The sequence below is a fragment of the uncultured Anaerobiospirillum sp. genome (genome assembly GCF_902485895.1).
GTDB classification, from domain to species: domain Bacteria; phylum Pseudomonadota; class Gammaproteobacteria; order Enterobacterales; family Succinivibrionaceae; genus Anaerobiospirillum; species Anaerobiospirillum succiniciproducens.
On record NZ_CABTML010000110.1, the window covers coordinates 36,124 to 53,823 of the forward strand.

At 43.8% G+C, this 17,700-nt stretch carries 10 protein-coding genes; 6 read left to right on the forward strand and 4 right to left on the reverse strand.

Annotated elements, in window-relative coordinates:
• Positions 1 to 216 precede the first annotated feature (216 nt).
• A complete protein-coding gene (gene gyrA / locus RDO37_RS09460; RefSeq protein ID WP_308498905.1) occupies positions 217 to 3,381 on the reverse strand; it encodes a DNA topoisomerase (ATP-hydrolyzing) subunit A in 3,165 nt (1,054 codons plus the stop codon).
• A 1,050-nt stretch (positions 3,382 to 4,431) separates the two neighbouring features.
• On the opposite strand from gyrA, the gene RDO37_RS09465 reads away from it, so the two are divergent.
• From RDO37_RS09465 to RDO37_RS09475, 3 genes are all read left to right on the forward strand, one after another.
• A complete protein-coding gene (locus tag RDO37_RS09465) occupies positions 4,432 to 5,352 on the forward strand; it encodes a recombination-associated protein RdgC (protein ID WP_027940497.1) in 921 nt (306 codons plus the stop codon).
• Between the two features lie 546 nt (positions 5,353 to 5,898).
• Entirely contained in the window at positions 5,899 to 7,401 is a 1,503-nt protein-coding gene (locus tag RDO37_RS09470) for a U32 family peptidase C-terminal domain-containing protein (protein ID WP_169726168.1), read from the forward strand.
• A gap of 1,243 nt (positions 7,402 to 8,644) precedes the next feature.
• Entirely contained in the window at positions 8,645 to 10,594 is a 1,950-nt protein-coding gene (locus RDO37_RS09475; protein ID WP_308498906.1) for an AAA family ATPase, read from the forward strand.
• 244 nt (positions 10,595 to 10,838) lie between these two features.
• Here the strand turns inward: RDO37_RS09475 and glpQ are convergent, their stop codons facing one another.
• Positions 10,839 to 11,936, reverse strand: a complete 1,098-nt coding sequence (gene glpQ / locus RDO37_RS09480) for a glycerophosphodiester phosphodiesterase (RefSeq protein ID WP_027940500.1) — start codon at positions 11,934 to 11,936, stop codon at positions 10,839 to 10,841.
• Between the two features lie 982 nt (positions 11,937 to 12,918).
• Here glpQ and RDO37_RS09485 point away from each other — a divergent pair.
• The 3 genes from RDO37_RS09485 (at position 12,919) to RDO37_RS09495 (ending at position 16,250) form a co-directional block, all read left to right on the forward strand.
• Positions 12,919 to 13,776 carry a CatB-related O-acetyltransferase gene (locus RDO37_RS09485; protein WP_027940501.1) on the forward strand — a complete coding sequence of 286 codons (858 nt, stop codon included), beginning with the start codon at positions 12,919 to 12,921 and terminating at the stop codon, positions 13,774 to 13,776.
• Positions 13,777 to 14,057: 281 nt separating this feature from the next.
• A complete protein-coding gene (locus tag RDO37_RS09490) occupies positions 14,058 to 14,909 on the forward strand; it encodes a CatB-related O-acetyltransferase (RefSeq protein WP_308498907.1) in 852 nt (283 codons plus the stop codon).
• A 189-nt stretch (positions 14,910 to 15,098) separates the two neighbouring features.
• Positions 15,099 to 16,250, forward strand: a complete 1,152-nt coding sequence (locus RDO37_RS09495) for a glycerate kinase (protein WP_308498908.1) — start codon at positions 15,099 to 15,101, stop codon at positions 16,248 to 16,250.
• Positions 16,251 to 16,428: 178 nt separating this feature from the next.
• Here the strand turns inward: RDO37_RS09495 and RDO37_RS09500 are convergent, their stop codons facing one another.
• Together RDO37_RS09500 and RDO37_RS09505 are read right to left on the reverse strand one after the other, a co-directional pair.
• A complete protein-coding gene (locus RDO37_RS09500; protein WP_308498909.1) occupies positions 16,429 to 16,917 on the reverse strand; it encodes a helix-turn-helix domain-containing protein in 489 nt (162 codons plus the stop codon).
• Between the two features lie 285 nt (positions 16,918 to 17,202).
• Complete coding sequence (locus RDO37_RS09505; RefSeq protein WP_308498910.1) at positions 17,203 to 17,610, reverse strand: TylF/MycF/NovP-related O-methyltransferase; 408 nt, start codon at positions 17,608 to 17,610, stop codon at positions 17,203 to 17,205.
• Between the last annotated feature and the right edge of the window lie 90 nt (positions 17,611 to 17,700).

The following is a 17,700-nucleotide window of genomic DNA, read 5'->3' on the forward strand; positions in this document are numbered from 1 at the left end:
GTGGATAAAAAAATAGGCAGCTAAACACTTAAGGAGTGGCTGCCTATTTAACACTATGAACATTATCTTGTTTTAGCGCTCTATAACGCTGTGTAAATTCGTTCACTAGATGCCGAAGTTTTGGCCCCATGGACTAGATGCTGGATTCTGTATCCATTTACTAGGTGCTGGTGTTGTTTTCACCATGACTAGTTGCATGGGGCACTCTGAGCATTACTAGATGTCGGTGTTGTTCTGAGCGTCAGTTGCGTCAGTTGCACCATTGTCCTCGTTGCTATCTACTGCAGTGTCGATAGCCTGAGCATTGGTCTCATCTTGGGCTGTGGCATCTGCAAGTGGGTCGGTTACTACAGCATCTTCGCCATTTTCAACACGACGCTTTTCAGCAGCACGAGCCTCAGCAGACTCATTGATTTCGGCAACCACTGCTGGAGGAATCTCCTGCATGCCTACAATGAGCTCACCTTCAGTGCAGCGCTTGAGCTTGAGGTAACCGGCGCTACGTGAGCGTACAGTTAAGTCAGAGACGCGTGAGCGCAGAACTGAGCCAGTGTTGGAGAAGATTAAGTAATCTGAGCTCTCATCAGCGGTAATTACACCCACTACGCGCTCAGAGCGAGCTGCAGCAGAGCATACCCAGTTACCCATACCACCACGGCGTACCTTGCCAGGCAGTGAGATGAGACGACCACGCTTACCAATACCGCTTTCGGTAATGATGAGGTAGTTGAGCTTCTCATCTTCAATGCGCTCAACAGGAACTACGATCATGGCAGCTAGCTTAGCGCCGTCCATGAGCTTAATACCCTTGTTAGTACCAGAGGCGCGACCACGAGGACGAACACCGCCACCGCTCTTACGTACTGGCAGATAACGAGCTAAGACCTCACGCTCACGAGCAATACGCTCTGCATCGGAGATATTGTCATCATCACCTGACTCATCAGCATCGTCTGAGGCACTTGCAGTATCTTGTGTCAGAGCATCGTTATCAGTGGAGTTATCCTCTGCGGCATTATCATCTGACGAGCTATCTGCACCTGCAACATCAACGTATTCACAGAAACGCATCATACGGCCGTTGTTAGCAAAGAGCAGAATGTCATCTTCACCGTGAGTAATTTCAACAGAGACAAGCTCATCATCACCAGTGAGGTTGATAGCCTTAATACCAGTTGAATTGCAACGGTTTAAGTGGTTCTTAAACTGACTTAATGCAATACGCTTTACGCCGCCATTGGCAGTAGCAAAGACGATGAAGATTTGCTCTGAGGCTGCATTGCCAGCCTTGAGCATTTCGATTTGATCTTCGGTAATTGGCAGAATACGACGCACGGACTCGCCTTCTGGAAGATCAAAGAGATTTTGTACTGGACGACCACGCCAGCTCTTATTGTTAGAGGTTGGCAGATCGTAAACCTTGGTAATAAAGCAGCGACCAAGATTAGTAAAGCACATCACGCTGTCATGGCTATTACATACAGTAGAGGTAACAATAAAGTCCTCTTCTTTAAGCTTAGCTGCGCTATTGCCCATAGTACCGCGATTCATGGCCTCATATAAGGACAGATCTTGGTACTTGATGTAACCCTCTTGTGACAGAGTAATGAGTACAGCCTGACGGTTGATAAGATCAGCCTTTGAGAACATGCCATCGACAATGATGAAGTCAGAGCGGCGTGGATCACGGTAAGTGTTGCGAACCTCTAAGAGCTCTTCACGAATAACTTCATTCATGCGTGCAGTGGAGTTTAAGATCTCAAGGTAACCCTTGATATTCTCCTTTAACTGCTGATAATCCTTTTGAATCTCTTCAGTAGCTAAGTGAGTTAAACGGTGTAACTGCAGCGATAAGATGGCCTTGGCCTGATCTTCAGATAAGTGGTAACGGCCATCGATAAGACCGCGATTATCCTCAATACCAATCGGCAGACAGATGTTAACGCCGTTTTCATCGTACTCCATCACTGAAGAAACTAAGGCACCATCCCAAGTCTCGCTCATGAGCTTGTTACGGGCATCCTCAGCGTTAGCAGCAGAGGTTACGATGTCGATAATGCGCTGAATATTGCTCTTAGCGACGATGAGACCTTCATCTAAGAAAGCCTTACGACGATCTTGACGTAAGAGGTAAACAGTACGACGAGTTACCACCTCACGGCGGAACTTGATGAACTCTTTTAAGATCTCAATTAAGGACAGCTGCTTTGGACGATTGTCCACTAAAGCAATGACGTTAAATGAGAATGAAGACTGCATGGAGGTGTGCTGGAAGAGATTGTTAAGCACAGCCTCTTCATAGGCATCACGCTTTAAGTCGATAGCAATGCGTACGAGATTGTCCTTATCAGACAGATCGTTAACTTCTGCAATGCCCTCGATCTTCTTGTCACGCACTAACTCAGCAATTTCCTTAACGATGGTGCTCTTATTGACCATGTAAGGAATTTCATCGACGTAAATAGTGGTGCGACCTTGCTTATCAGTCTCAGTATGAGTACGAGAACGGATTAAGCAGCGACCACGACCAGTCTCATAGGCGCGTCTAATCTCAGGTGAACGGATGATAAGACCACCAGTTGGGAAGTCTGGACCTGGGATGTAGTCCATGAGCTCATCTAAGGTAATCTCAGGATTGTCGAGCATGGCAACAGTACCGTCGATAATCTCAGCAAGATTATGTGGCGGAATGTTAGTAGCCATACCTACAGCAATACCTGAAGAACCGTTAACCAATAAGTTTGGATAACGAGTTGGCAGTACCTCAGGAATCATCTCGTTACCGTCATAGTTAGGGTAACGGTTTACAGTTTCCTTATCGATATCAGCCAGCATCTGCTCGGCGATCTTGGTCATACGCACTTCGGTGTAACGCATCGCAGCAGCGCCGTCACCGTCTAAGTTACCAAAGTTACCCTGACCAAAGATTAAAGGAGCACGCATGGAGAACCACTGTGCCATACGCACGATGGTCTCGTATACTGCAGCGTCACCATGAGGGTGGAAACGACCGATTACGTCACCAACCACACGGGCTGACTTTTTAGTAGGTCCGTTATGCCAGATCTTAAGATCGTACATATCGTAAAGCACACGGCGGTGTACTGGCTTGAGGCCGTCACGTACATCAGGCAGCGCACGATCTACGATTACGCTCATGGCGTAGTCGATAAAAGACTGCTTTAACTCATCCTCAAGCTTTACAGTAGGCCCATCTGAGACAACAGCGGAGCTTTGGTAATCACCATTGCCCATATCGCCTTTGTCAGTGTCCGCACTGCTCTGAGCGCCATCTAAGGTCTCTTGTGAGGCCTCTTGCTGCTCTTGCTCATTAAGCTTATCAGCAGTTAACTGCTCATCATCGTGGTTCTTATCAACCATGAACTACACCTTGTTTAGATCCGATAATCTTTCAACTCTTTAACTATGCGCCCAACGAGGTTTATCTAAGTAATGCCTCATTAAGCTGAGCACTTGCAACGCACATAACTTTTGCGTGCTTTAGCGTGCTTGTTAAAGAATGCCATCATGATAGCGCGATGCTAAGGCTAATGCTCATAGCGTGCAAAACGATAACTCACATGGCATATATAGGCCATTTTTGGCCTAGTTGAGTGTTCTAAGCATAATACCCATCACTGAGCTTACGCAAAACAGTTGGGAGCATAAAACTCTCTACCTGGCTTGCGTAAGCATCGTAATGAGCAAGCAAAGGATCATCATCTTTTAACATTTCAGCCACTATCGTAGAACGGATACTGACACAGATGCTTAAAGGTCAGAACATGGTCTAGTAGAGCTACTGCTCGTGCTGTGTTATAAGATGATGATCCTTTGCTTTCTTCTGAGAAAACAAAAGGCCACTAAGGCCTTATGTAAACTTATGCTGCAAGGCTTGTGGCTTTAGCTACAAAAGCTCGATAAAAAGAGCACATTTTTGTCTTAACCACAGCACCTTAAGCAACAGCTAATTATAGCACGCGCCCCCTGATTAATCAAAGCTTTGACCTATAAGCGAGGCTCTACATGCTAGGCACTTTAGCTCGTGATTGCTTTGACCATCTCACAAGTCAATCACTCCACAAAACCCATGGTTATAGAGATAAGTTTTTGAGCGCCAAGCTACATATGGTCATATGTGTGGTAAGTAACTTCAGTTCCTGTCATTGCGCTGTGCTTTAAAGCCATACTCTCTTATTGCGCTGAGCATGCTAATGAGAGGCTTTGCTTGTACAAAGATAGTATGAGTAGAAAAAGATTTGCTTGTATCAAGCTTATGGCATTTATAAATGGCTTATATATGCTCTTTTGATGGCAATTTGCGTCAAGATGTGCAAATTGAAAGTAATTGGGCTAAACTGACAAGCCGAATCTTACGGCTAATGTGCAGCCGTAAGAAAACTTATTTTAGCTGTTGATTAGGTAAGTGCCATGCCATTTAAAAGCGTTCGACTGTATTGTGTTGCTCTAGACGATAAGCTCAAGAGCATTTTTAGCAATGAAAGTGAGCTTGATAAGCTGATTGCTGATGAGAAGTTTAGACCTGCAGGTCAAATGGAAATCTCCTCATGTGGTTTTGCGCCGGTATTTGGTCGTAATACTGAGGCCTTCTCTTTTTCATATGATGGCAACCACTACTTCCGTTTTGTAGAGGAAAACAAGTTACTGCCTACATCAGTTGTTAATCAGGCCCTGCTCGATGAGATCGACGCCAAAGAAGAAGAGCTTGGTCGCCCGCTCAAGAAGGCTGAAAAGACTACCTTAAAGACAGCTCTGACCAACAAGATGTTAGCTCAGGCATTCTCAAGCCGTCGCGAGATGATGGTGTGGGTTAACTCACGCTACGGCTTTGTAGGCGTATCTGTAACCTCTGCTAAGCGTGCTGAAAATGCCATTACCTACTTACGTAAGGCTTTAGGCGGCTCTTTCCCTGCTAAGGCTTTCTCTCCACGCTGTGTTATTGAAGATCGTTTAACCTCTTTTGTGTCACGCAATGAGCTACCAGAGGGCTTTAAGCTTGGCTACGATTGCGTATTAAAGAGCAATGATGACACTGGCGCTACTGTACGTGCCTCTAAAGAAGACTTAACTTGTGGTGAGATCCAATCTCATATCAAGGCCGGCAAACAGATTACCGACCTGCAGCTTAACTTAAACGATAGCGTCTCCTTTGTGCTCAACAACGAGCTCACCATCAAGCGCATCGCCATTGATGACACTTTCTTATCCCAAAACCTGCCTCAGTCAGTTGAGGACAAGACTCAGGATATGCAAAGCTACTTTATCGTCGAAGCAAGCGTGCTTACCGATATGGTAGATCGCGTCACTAAGGCTTTTGACTGCGATCGCTAAGCCATACACAACAAAATAACTTCCTTGCAAAAGAGCGCCTGATACTAAGAGAGCCCATCCCTTCCTTAGTCAGGCGCTTTTTTCATTGCCAAACTGTTAGATGCCCGCCTTTGCCAATACTTGCATTTAGAGCTTTACCCATGGTTGCATTTAGAGCTTTGCTCATGCCACGCAGCTTGGTGTGTACTCTTGCTTAGTACATAGAACTTGGTATTAACCATTTTTTGCAGATGCCTATTTTTACATGCTGCTGTTTTCAAAAGGCCTATGAGGCTTAAGAGTCAGGCTATTTTCTTTCTGGCGTTCCTACGCCCATTCTTGTATGCGTGCTAGCGTCCATATTTGTATGTTAAAGCCACTTGCGTGCGTACTTGCTGCATTCATGGTGTGCTTAGGTGTTTAGGGATTTTTTTGTAGCTTTTGGGGCTATACTGTGCGGCACAATGATCTATACTTTTGCGAAAAATAAGCGACGCATTTAACTTAAATGCGTATACAATGACGCGTCATTTTTCATTCTCAAGCTTTGGAGCGGTGATAACGCATATGTTTAAGTTCAGAACCAATACTCATCACTTTGCTACTACTGCCATGTCCTCATGCGGTTGCGGTAACAACTCCTGCGGTTGTGGCGGCGATGATAACAATGCTGAAGCCTCATACCTTGAGGCAGCCCAGTCAGGTTGTGAGTTATCTAAGGGCGGCATCATTGTTAAAAAGCCTGAGATTTTAGCCCCAGCAGGTAGCCTTGAGCACCTTTACATGGCTGTAGACTATGGTGCTGATGCTGTGTATGCAGGTATTCCTCGCTGGTCTCTGCGTGTACGTGGTAATGGCTTTACTCGTAATGACTTTGAGGCAGGTATCAACTACGCTCACTCAAAGGGCCGTAAGTTCTTTGCTGTGCTCAACGTTATTCCACACGTACGCAGAACTGCAGCTTTCACCCCAGCTTTAGATGAAGTTGCTGCCTTAAAGCCAGATGCATTTATTATGGCTGACCCAGGCCTTATCGATCAGGCCTTAGAGCGTCACCCTGAGATCCCAGTGCACTTATCAGTACAGGCAAATACTGTAAATCCAGGTACTGTTAAGTTTTGGCAAAAGCTCGGCGTACAGCGTGTGATTTTAGCCCGTGAGCTCTCCTTAAACGAAATTGAGATGATTCGTAACGAGTGTCCTGATATGGAGATTGAGGTCTTCATCCATGGCGCTCTGTGCATTGCAGTTTCAGGCCGTTGCCTTATCTCTGGAATGCTGGCTCGTCGTGACGCTAATACTGGTACTTGCAACAATGCTTGCCGCTGGAACTATCGTGTTAAAGATCTGCACCTTGAGGATGCTGCCACCTGCGAAACCATTATGGATGGCAAGATCCCAATGCGCTCTATCAATCCATTAGACGAGCGCGATAGCCCTGCTCTGCGTGCTGAGATCGAAGAGACCTCACGTCGTGAGGGCGAGTGGATGCCAATGGAGGAGGATGAGCACGGCTCCTACCTAATGAACTCCAAGGACTTATGTGCTTTAAGCGTAGTTAAGCGCTTAATGGAAATTGGTGTAGACAGCCTGAAGATTGAAGGTCGTTCACGCTCCCCATTCTACTCAGGTGGTATTGCCAGAGCCTATCGCTTAGCTGTTGATGCTATTGCACAGGGTCAGGAAATCCCAGATGAGTCATGGCGTATTGTTAACTCCATTCCTGCTCGTGGTTACACCACCGCTATGCTCGATCCAAACAATGCTTTAGACGAGATGCAGGACTACGAGACCAATGCTCCATCTCCAGGTGAGTGGCAGATCGTCGGTAAGATTGAGTCACAAGAAAACGGCCGCATCAATATTCGCGTAAAGAATAAGTTTGAAGCTACTTCAAAGCTCATGATCTACACTCCAAATGGCCCAGTTACTGTCGACGGCTCCACTATGCTTGATAAGCATGGCAAGCCATGTGATGTAGCTAAGGGTGATGGCTACTTCGTATCCTTAGCCTTCGAGCAGCCTTTAGATCTGCGCACCGCAGTTCTGCTGCGTGATGACAGCAAGTAATCTTGAAAAACTGCAAGCAACCCTAGCTTAACCAATTAGTTAAGCACCTAAGCTCCATACAGCTGCAGCTTGTGCTTTAAAAAAGGCCGGTCAAATCAACTTTGATCGGCCTTTTTTCATTCATGCATAAGCTTTATGCCAGACATCGTTTAGTCTGCAACCTCAATGAGTTGCTCGTGCATGTCAGCTACCTTAAGTCACTAACATTTCGGTTCACTTTCCGACAATTTGTCTGGAAGTTCTGACGCAACTTCGGATTAATTCGGTCCGAAGCGATATTTAATCATCGCAAAAAAGAACTTCGTCCCAAATTGAGACGAAGTTTATATATTCAGTCAAATATGATTAATACAGTTTTGATGCTTTTTACCAATTAGCTGTTTCAAAATCCTCATCAAAAACTTCCTTGATGAAAATGCTGATCCAGCTTGCCTTTCTAGTTTCAACGTCAGTTTCAATATAATATCCTTTGGGAGACTCCCATACTTCCTCAAAATCGTCATACACAATATCAGGATCTAAACTTATAAGTGCATCTTCGGAAGTTTCCGTGCAAATGGAATTTAGCAACTTTCCTTTATAGCCAGACTGTGTGCAGATTTTGAATAGCTTTTGGTTTCCAATATGAAAAAAGAGCATCAACACATTATCGATGTCATATCGAACCCAGTTTTCATTTAATTTGACAGAATGTGCTTTTTAGGAATTCAACATAGGAGTGAGTTCCTTCATAGTAGAATAGAGTTTTATATTTCCCATTTCTACAAATGGAATGATTGGAGCATTGATATCAAACATTTTTTCCTCCTGAATATGATTTCCGCAGTTTCCTTTGCGTTGCTTTTATAATTCTCCGGTGAACCGGAACACGTTAATGATGGCACAGAGCATCTATTAGAGCTTAATATTAGCGACTCTAGAATACACTTAGTCTTGTTGCTGCTTTTGTTTGTGCTCTTAATGCTAGCGTGGTATCCACTGTTTGCACACAATAGGCGTAAACTACTAGCAAGCAAAGCTCAGATTGATTTAAGTCTTAGCGCTTATTCAAAAATAGCCAGGTGTATTGCCCAATGCCCCCTCATCAAGGGCAAGGTACTTTCGAGTATGCACCTTCATCAAGGGCAAGATACTTTCAATTATGAGTCCTCATCAAGGGCAAGGTACTTTCGATTATGCGTCCTTCTGATGGGCAAGATACACTCTATTCTTAGCCTTTCTTAAGGGCAAGGTGTAATGGATTATGGGACATAGACTAATTACCAAAGGATCATTTCATCCTTTTGAAGATCTCATAAATGACGATTTTGTATATGTTGATAAGACTGCCCTAGCCTATGACCTTGCCAAAGAGCACAATGCTTATTTGCTAACGCGACCAAGACGTATGGGCAAGTCTACTTTCTTATCCACACTTAAGCATCTGTTCATGAACGGCACGCAAGGATGTGAAGGATTAGACTGCTTTAAAAAATGGAATGACCGATGGCGCTACTTTGTATTTAACTTTTCTTGGAACAACTTTAATCCATCTAGCGCAGAAGACTTACGCTCCTCTGTCGTCTCCTCATTGACAAGCTATACTGACTACTTTGGCATCACTTTGCCTGCAGATCGAAAGTTTGGCGATATCTTGAAGTTCTTTTTTAGAGAGTGCGTAAATAAGCTTTGCGACGAGAATTTTTTAAAAGAGCATCGCGAGCTGAGCGATGGTGATAGACCTTTTAACCCCCAAAAAATTGTATTACTCATCGATGAGTATGATGCACCTCTAACTAATCACTTGGGCAATCCTTTAGTTTTTGAAGAACTAAGACAAGTATATACCGAGCTATTTTCGACTATCGAAGATCTTAACTTTAGATTTGTCTTTATTACTGGCATCACCTCGTATGCTCAAAGTTCAATTTTCTCAAGCGCCAATCAGTTTATTAATCTTTCCTTAGACCCACGCTTTGCAACATGCTGCGGTTATACGCTCTCAGAGATTGAGCACTATTTTGTCCCAGAGCTTCACCATGCTTGCAAAGTCTTAAACATCTCACATGAGTCTTTAATTAGGCAGCTTCGTTTTCATTATGCGGGTTATTTGTTTAGTGATGAGGCAAATGAAGATCATGCTCATATTAGAGTCTTTAGTCCGGTCAGTGTATCGATGTTTCTAAGTGCGCCACAAAGAAAATTTAGGCCTTATTGGAGCATAACCGGCGCTGCCTCTGCATTTTTGTTCCACATGCTTAGCTTATGTTCAAGCAAGATTACTAAGCTTTTGATTGACAAAGTGTTTGATACTGAGAATATGCAAGCTCAAGAACGTCAAGAGCTTGAAGAGCATCAGGTGCTTGAAGCGTATCTTGACTCACGTCTTCCTTTCTTTTGCTTAGATATTGGTGAGTCTGAACATGTTAATGATGGCACAGAGCATCTATTAGAACTTAATATTAGCGACCTATCTTTGAACATAAGCAGCGTTGAGCCCATTAATGCGTACAACGCAATCTTGTTTTTGCTTCAATCAGGCTATTTGAGCATCAAAACAGTTAAAGGATGCACAGCCTACTTAGTAATCACTAATTACGAGGTGGCGTACACCCTTGCCTATCTTCTTACCCAAACATTTGATGAGGATACTAAGACTGAGAATTGTCATGCTGAGCGTTTTGTTAAGGCGTTCAATCAAGATGATAGTGTCTTTAGCGTGCTCCACCGTGGTGGTATGGATTTAGTCAAATTCATTGATAGTTGGCTTAGCTATGCACCATGGGAGTTTTTCTTATCCACAGCTCACGAAAATCAAATTACGTGTCTTTTCTACCTAGAATTGCTCAATCTACGAGTGCCTACGCAGCGTAAAGTGTACTTAGCTAAAGACCGTGCAGCTATTGTCATCTATAAAGAAGTTGATGATAAGAATGTGATAGATACTGTCATCGAGTTTCAGATTGCCAAGCAAGAAGATAGCATACTAGATAAGCTTCAAGATGGCGCTGTACAGCTCATTGAGCGCAGGTATGACCTTAATGTATCCACCACCGATACAAATCGATATTGTGTTGTAATCAGCACTAAGCTAAGACAAGTGGGCGCGCTAGCCAAGATCGATAGTAATGATAAGCACATAATTGTCTATCAATCCCCTTTGTTCAAAGGCGATGGATCACGGACAAACTCTAAGACAATGGAGCGGCGATAAGCTCTATGCTATCGAGCGAATACGCTCTATGACTATCGAGCGGCGATAAGCTCTATGGCTATCGGGCGCGGATAAGCTCTAAGTTGATTGGCTTAGCAAGGGATTGATGGGCTAGATGGTAGACAAGTATTAATGAAAAAGGCCGCGCCTATCGTCCTGTTAGATTGAAACTGCAGGAGATGACGCGGCCTCTTGCTGTGGTGAGTAGGCACAGCTTTAAGTTGTATGGCTTAGTAAGGCTTAATTACTTCTTAGCTTGCTTTTCTAAGAAAGCAACGCCTAAATCTGGGAAGTCAGTGAAGACACCATCAGCATCAGCGTCAATTAAGATAGCCTTGAAGAGCTCATCTACGTTGCTTGCGTACTCAGGCAGAGCATCAGCACGTACGGTATATGGGTGAACCATCATGCCGTTTAAGTGAGCGTTCTTTACAAAATCGTTAACTACGATATTGCCCTTCTTGGTCTTCTCTAAATCAAAGAGCATAGCGTAGGTTGGGCCTAAGCCAGTGGCGTACTTAGAAACCTCAGGGAAGTTCTTAGGATCAAGTAAGTAGTTAAAATCAAATGGAACCCACTTGCCATCCTTAAGCTCGTAAGTCTCATTCCAATCGTTATAGCCAAGGAGCATTACGGTCTTGAGCTTCATGCCCATCTTAGGCATGAGGGTGTCAACAACGTACTTGAGATCTGGGTAGTCGAAGGTCTGGAAGATTACATTGCTATCCTTAGTGGTGTAGCCGTACTTCTTGAGCACTTCTAAGGTAGCCTTAGAGATGTCCTTACCCTCTTGCTTGTGGAACCAAGGGGCCTTGGTCTCTACGTACAGACCGATATCACGACCCATGGTCTTATTGAGGCCCTGAATGAACTCAATTTCCTCTTCTAAGGTGTGAATCTTAAATACGGAGGTGAACATTGGGAAACGGTTAGGATAGCCCTGAACGCGCTTGCCATCCTTAATCTCAAAGCCTTCAGTGAAGTTTAAGGTCTTGATCTCATCTAAAGTGAAGTCAATTACGTAGTAGCGACCATCTTTACGGGCACGATTTGGGAACTTCTCGGCTACATCGGTAACACGATCGAGGAAGTGATCGTGAACTACAACTAAGCGATCATCCTTAGTCATAGCCAGATCTTGCTCTATATACTTAACACCCATGGTGTAGGCTAAAGCCTTTGACTCTAAGGTGTGCTCTGGCAGGTAGGCTGAGGCACCACGGTGAGCTACGATCACCTTATCCTGAACATCAGCTGCATAAGCAGCATTGACAGCTGCACTAACGGAAAAAACAGATGCAGTCATTAAAGCTGCGGCTAAAACGGACTTAGTAAACTTCATAAATAGCAACCAAAATACTATGAGGCTTGCTCAGAAAACTTATTACGTTTTCTTGATGGCCAATTTAATTGGCATGCTCATGTCCACACACAGTAAAAATTTGGCATGAGAGTTTTATGTTCCTATGGGTACATACAACCATCTCGGCCAAGCAAAAGACAAAGCATCAAGCAAACGTAAGATTTTGCAAAAATGAGCAAATTTTCAGTGAAAATGCCAATTTTTTGCCAAAATCTAAGCAAAACACTCAAAAAACGGATAAAACTGTGAAGTGCTTTTAGTCTATATAGTCTTGATTAAGGCTGTATCAGATGCATGTAAAACTTAGTTGCAGATCACACAATGACAAGCTCAACTAATTTTAGGCCCACTATTAGCTTGTCAGCCCCCTGCATAAGAGCTCTCAAGGCACATTTTTTCTCACTGCCGCAGTCTCTTATCTATCTAATCAGCACACAACAAACATCATCACGCCAATGCGATAAAAGTGCTTAGATATCAAATTAACTTGCTGCAAGAGCAGCAGTACTAAAGCAACAATACTCCCATCATAGGCCATTACTCTCATATCAATCGCTACATTAGCTTATAGCGCTGGCATATATAAAAATGTGTCTGTTTTCACTCAACACGATATGCCTACAGCCATACAAAAGCGCTTAGCTTGTATGACAAGATGACGCTATAACACCCCTCTTTAGAGTATTAACTCAAGCCTTTGGGAGCACAGATTCAAGTAAGGCTCAGGCTATTGAAAGTATGCTTTGCCTATGTTCATTGTCTGTTGCTTATAGATAGCCATGAGGATTGATTTACGACCAAGCTTAACTAGCTGCATCAATAAACTCTTTGCACATCCATCTGCAGCTTCGCTCTTAGCATTACGTTTTAGTGCACAAGAATAAAGCTACACACTAGGATAAGCGTGCACTCATGTGTATGATCTTGCGCAAATGCTTTGTCTTTGAAACATGGAGAGATTATGGATCACGTCAAATTAGAACTTGCACGTCCTTGCTTGCTAAACAAAAGCGAGTACTTAAAGCTTGCAAAAGCTAATATCAATATCCATAACCAAACCATAGTCTCAAGTAATTGCTATTTCAATGAGCCTACCTTGGTATACGGTAGCTGCTATCTATACCGTATTAAGATGGATAGCTACTCATACATCAACTACAGCTCTGATGTGCAAAACAGCTCTATAGGCCGCTACTGCTGTATTGGATCTAATTGCAATATCGGCATGCCTTTTCACAACTACAAAGCATTCTCATCATCTAATGTATGCAACAGTCAATCAGGCTTTTTACGCTTCTCAGGCCCAATTGACTACATGCCGCAGTGGCTAGATGAGCGCAATTACATCATGAGCTCACAAGTGCATATTGGACATGATGTCTGGATTGGATCTCATGTACGCATCCCTGCTGATGTCAGCATTGGTCATGGAGCTGTGGTCGGTACAGGCGCGGTCATCAAAAAAGACGTGCCACCATATGCCATCATCGATCATCGTGGAGATCATGTAAAAAACCGCTTTTCTGATGAGATCATTGCAGACCTCTTAGAGCTTAATTGGTGGGATTACGATCTGCCACGCATGATCTCTAAAAAGATGATCGATCCAAGCTTCCAAGAAAGCCCTCAAGGCATCATTGAGCTCATGCGCTCACAAGATACTTCTTCGTGGCTACGCATTGAACAAAAGTGGCGTGCCCTGTTAGTTTTCTCTGCAGATAAGAGTGCGCTTATCGATATTGACCCACAAACCGATCAGAACTTCTCTTCTGTCAATTTGCCTGCTGATATGCACAAACAAATTTTTGGCAAGAGATAAGGCTCAGCTCACGATCATCAGCGAGCTGCTAGCTATGAGCAGTGCTCTGCTCATAATAAGATAAGTGCTGTTGGCTATGAGCAATGCTCTGTTCTTAATAAGATAAGTGCTGTTGGCTATGAGAAGCGTGCTTTACGCATCTGCAAACTTATGTTCTACAATGCGCTCCATGCTTTTTATTTCTAGAGCTGTACACAGCTTTTGTCTTTGTTTAGAGTGTTAGTCAAAACGTTTTAGTGCACCGACGCTCTCTTATATTGCAAAGGTAGAAAGGGATCTTAATGGAATCTATAGCAATTGAAACCGTGACTGAGCTTGATGAGCAGACTAGAGACAAGCTTACCGATAAGCATTTGTTCTTGGGTGAAAATGTAGAAGTCGCCCGTAATTGCTACTTCAATAAGCCCAATGTGGTGTACTTCAATTGCTCTATCTTCAAAGTGAAGATGGATGCCTACTCATATATTCATCACCACTCAACAGTTATCAATACTGAAATTGGTCGCTACTGCTCGTTAGGTCATGCTTTAGATATCGGCATGGGCTTTCACAATTACAAAGCATCCTTTACCTCACCATGCTTCTACTCACAATCAATGTTTCTACCATTCTCAGGTGATATCGACTATAGGCCTGAGTGGCTCGAAGCACGCCATGGTGAGCAAACTAACCACGTTAAGATTGAGCATGATGTGTGGGTTGGTGGCCATGTGATGATTCCTAACGACGTTACGATTGGCACTGGCGCAGTAATTGGCGCGGGTGCTGTGGTAACTAAGGATGTGCCTCCTTATGCGATTATCAATGCGCGTGGTGAGCACGTTAAAAATCGCTTTGCTGATGAAATCATTGCTGACTTACTCGAGTCTCAATGGTGGGAATATGATCTGCCAAAACTAATCGCCAGCAAGCTTGTCGATCCTCGTATTCAAGAGCACCCAAGCATTTTGCTGCAGGCAATGAAAGATGCTGATTTAAGTACTTGGCCGCGTATTGCACAAGACTGGCATGCACTTTTAGTCTTTGCCAAAGACAAAGTACTCTTTACGCCTATTGATCCAAATACCGATCAAAACTTCACCTCAGTGAACTTGCCAGATTCAATCGTGGACTCGCTCTTTGGCGAAAAGTAATACAGCAGAGCTCAAGTACCAACACTAATCGCGTGCTCAACAGCATAGTGCTAAGCGCAAAGCTCAATAGCATAGTGCAAAGCTCAAAGACCAAGGTTCAAAGCGCAAGTTGTAAGGCTCAAAGCTTTATGCGCTACATCAATATGCAATCACACTGTCCGTCGCTCATATCTTGCTCAGGGGATTAATATGAAAGTCGTTGTGGCGCTTGATTCATTCAAAGGCAGCTGCACTGCCCATAATGCCTGCGAAGCTGTTGCAACAGGGTTTAAGAAGGCTCTGCACGATAGCGAGATTCTGTGCTGCCCTATCTCAGATGGCGGTGAGGGACTTATTGATAGCCTGTATGGTGTACTGCAAGAACAAGGCTTTGTTAAGCACCATCACACTGTACTTGGCCCATACCAAGGACAGGTAAAAGCAAGCTTCTTATATAACGAGCAACAAGGTGAGGCTATTGTAGAAATGGCCCAATGTAGTGGTATTGAGCTTAACTTAAACCATCCACGTGAGGGCGAAAAAGCCACTACCTATGGTCTTGGTCAGCTCATTGGACATATCTTAAGCTTAAAGTGCCGCACGATTAAGATTGGGCTTGGTGGCAGTGCTACAAATGATGCCGGTGCAGGCTTTGCTCAGGCACTAGGCGCAAAGTTTTATGACTCGCATGACCAGCTCATTACTGAGCCACTATGCGGCTCTATGCTTAGCAAGATTGCCCGTGTAGACACGACTGATTTAGACGCTGCATTAAAAGACGTGGAGATTTTTGGCACCTGTGATGTAACAAATCCACTTACTGGCAGCAATGGCGCAACTTATACTTTTGGACCGCAAAAAGGGATCAAGGTGCAAAATCTAGCTACTCTCGATGAGGCTATGCAATCCTTTGCCGATCTAATGAATGCTCACTATAAGCGCAGTGTAGATACTGTTGCAGGTGCGGGCGCTGCAGGTGGCATGGGGGCTGCCTTACTCTGGTTTGCCCACGGCACTTTAGAGCGCGGCATTGATATTGTTATGCGCATCCTTAAACTTGAAGAGAAGATCAAGGATAGCTCTCTCGTTATCGTTGGCGAGGGTCGTATCGATGGCCAAAGCCTGCAAGGTAAAGCCCCGCTTGGCGTAGCTAAGCTTGCCAAAGAGCATAAGGTTCCAGTAATTGCCCTGTGCGGCTCTATCGGTGCAAATGCAGAGGCCCTTTACGAGCACGGCATTAACGCTATCTATTCTTTATGCACCGGCCCCATGACCTTAGACGAGGCCATGTCTAACGCCGAAGAGCTATTAGAAAAACTAAGCTACAACATCGCCCGCACAGCATCTTTATCATTAAACTAATTTAGACGACATAATTAGAAACTAAAGCATGTGAAAGAACACAAGGTTTTGAACTTATTATTTAGCTCTGTGAACTACTCAAAGTAGCCAGATAACTTTCTCTTTAGAGTATATAAAGACTCAAAGTATCGCTTGTGCTCACCTCACGGCGTGTGATTCACCAGCACTATGCACTATGTTAGTCCATCGCTTCACTTTTAGATTTGCCTTTTGACGGCTGTGCCTTAGGTCTAGTGAGCGATAAGTTTAACTTTTCTTTTATAAGACGTTGGCACTGTCTAGTACTAAGGCTAATATTAAACTGCTTATTGATGTAGTCAGCAACGCTTATTCCATCCCAAAGGGCATAATTATGCGTTTCTGGCGGAGAAAGCAAGGCATCACGGAGCGCATCGAGCTGAGTTTCGCTAAGTCGACTTGGTCGGCCAGGCGGAGCTGATAGTTTTAGGGCTTGAAATCCTTGTTCATCAGCAAGCTTAACCCAAAGATTAATTGTTGCTGGACTCTCACCACAAGCCTCTGATAAGGACTTGGTGGAAATACCGTTAAGGTACATGTTGACGATTGTGGCTCTGTAGATCATCTTCGTCTCAGCATTTTGCCGAACAAAGCTTGAGCCTGCTTCTTTTAGCTGCTCAATATCAGTTTTAAATATTCGTACTTTCATGTTAAAAGACCATCTTAGGCTATACCTAATGGTAGCTTATCATGAATGTAGTGCTAAGTTTGATTATTACCTAATTATTTATGTCGTTTACTATAAAACACATACAGCCTAGCTTTAACGCCAATCAAAAAAGGCAGAGGCAGCAAAGTAATACTACCTTACTGCCTCAGCCCATTTTCTTTTAAATGTGTATCTTTAAAGCAAGTTCTGTCTTGATAGCTAGCCTATTTGCGAAAAATAATGATGAGCCATCCAATTAGCGCAAAATAATGATGAGCCATCCAATTAGCGCACGATAATGATGGAACCGCCCTCATCGGATAATGGCAGCTTATTAAGACGACCATGCTTGGCCTCAAACTCTGAGATTACCTCTTTAACGCCTTTGATGGAGGCGTGGTTGTAGTCGTGTAAGAAAAGGTAACCACCAGGTAAAGTACGCTCGTAGAAGAACTCTAAAGCTGTAGCCATTGGTTGTTTTAGGTCCATGTCTAAAGAGACAAAGACAAACTTAAGATCTTTAACCTCACGACAGGTCTTTTCGATCATGCCTTTATGAAAAACGGCTTTGTCTGCATGAGGCAACACGGCTTTAACTGCCTCGATGGAAGTGGAGTTAAAAGTCTGCTCATCACGGAAAAAGGTAGAGCAATTAACAGTTTTGAAAAAATAGATAAATGTGTTAATATACATTTATTATGAGCACATATAAGATTGGACAATTTGCTAAATTGGTACGCCGTACCCCAGCTACGATCCGACGTTGGGAGGCTGAAGGTAAAA